Annotated in this window: 2 protein-coding genes; both read right to left on the bottom strand. The window is 25.1% G+C overall.

Features of this window, described 5'->3' with window-relative positions:
* Positions 1-582, bottom strand: a 582-nt coding sequence (locus tag ABJD66_RS09485) for a LytTR family DNA-binding domain-containing protein (protein ID WP_348130820.1), incomplete at its 3' end; no start/stop codon positions are given.
* A 1-nt stretch (position 583) separates the two neighbouring features.
* On the bottom strand, positions 584-1,213 hold a 630-nt coding region (locus ABJD66_RS09480; protein ID WP_348130817.1), incomplete at its 5' end, for a histidine kinase.

The raw sequence follows: 1,213 nt of genomic DNA, 5'->3' as shown, positions 1-1,213 counted from the left end.
TTTATGTACACGGATAAATGAATCAGGTAGTTTTTCTAAAAAACTTGACAGTGTTTGTGGTGTTAAAATCATCTTATCAGCAAATATTTTTATATAATTACCGTAAGCTTCAATATATAAAATATCATCAAAATTAACTTTAATAATTTTCTTATCACTCTTTACAAAAACAGAAGTTTGTACTTTATTTAAATTTACTGCTAAGTTGCTAGTTTCAGTCTTTGGTTGTTTATTTTGTACTTTTAATACGGCTTGTAAAAAACGTTCTAAAGAAAATGGCTTTAGCAAGTAATCTGTAACAGCAAGCTCAAAACCCTCTATAGCATACTCAGGATATGCAGTTGTAATAATAACACTAGGTTTTTGTTGTATTGTTTTTAATAAACTTAAACCTGAAAATTTAGGCATATTAATATCTAAAAATAATAAATCTACTTGCTTTTCATGTAAAACCTCCAAAGCCTCAAGAGCATTTTTACACGATGCTATAACTACTAAATTTGGTATAGTTTCTATATAATTTTCTAAAATTTGACGTGCAATTGGCTCATCATCAACAACAATACATTGTAATTCTTTCATATTAAAAATGCAACATTAGCACTACACTAAAAGTTTCTTCTTTATTATTTATGGTTAAGTTATGTTTTTCTGGATACATTAAAGCTAGTCTTTTCTTTGCATTTACAAGACCAATTCCATTTTTTTCTTTTTCTAAACTGTTATGATTTAATGAGGTAAAATCTTTAGTATTTTCACATTTAAAAAAAAGTTTATTTGATTCTATTTTTAATGATATAGATACTTTACTTTTTTTAGCATTTAAAACACCTAAATGTTTAAACGCATTTTCTACAAAAACAATAAAAAGCATTGGCGCTATTTTTATAGAAGATGTATTACCCAATTTTTCAAAATTAATAATAGTGGTCTCCTCTAATCTTATTTTTTCTAAAGAAATATAATTATCTAAATATTCAATCTCCTTTTCTAATGGTACTAATTTTTCCTTTGTTTCATATAAACTATAGCGTAACAAATCTGATAGTTTTAACATTAAATCAGGTAATTTATTAGACTTAATTACAGATAAACCATATAAATTATTAAGTGTATTAAATAAAAAATGAGGGTTTAATTGTGCTTTCAGTAGTTTTAATTCGGCTTCCTTTTCTTGTTGTCTTCGTAAAAAACTATCTCTTGCAAATTTTAA

The organism is Cellulophaga sp., assembly GCF_039943695.1.
Lineage (GTDB): Bacteria > Bacteroidota > Bacteroidia > Flavobacteriales > Flavobacteriaceae > Cellulophaga.
This window is presented reverse-complemented; position numbering and strand designations above follow the sequence as displayed.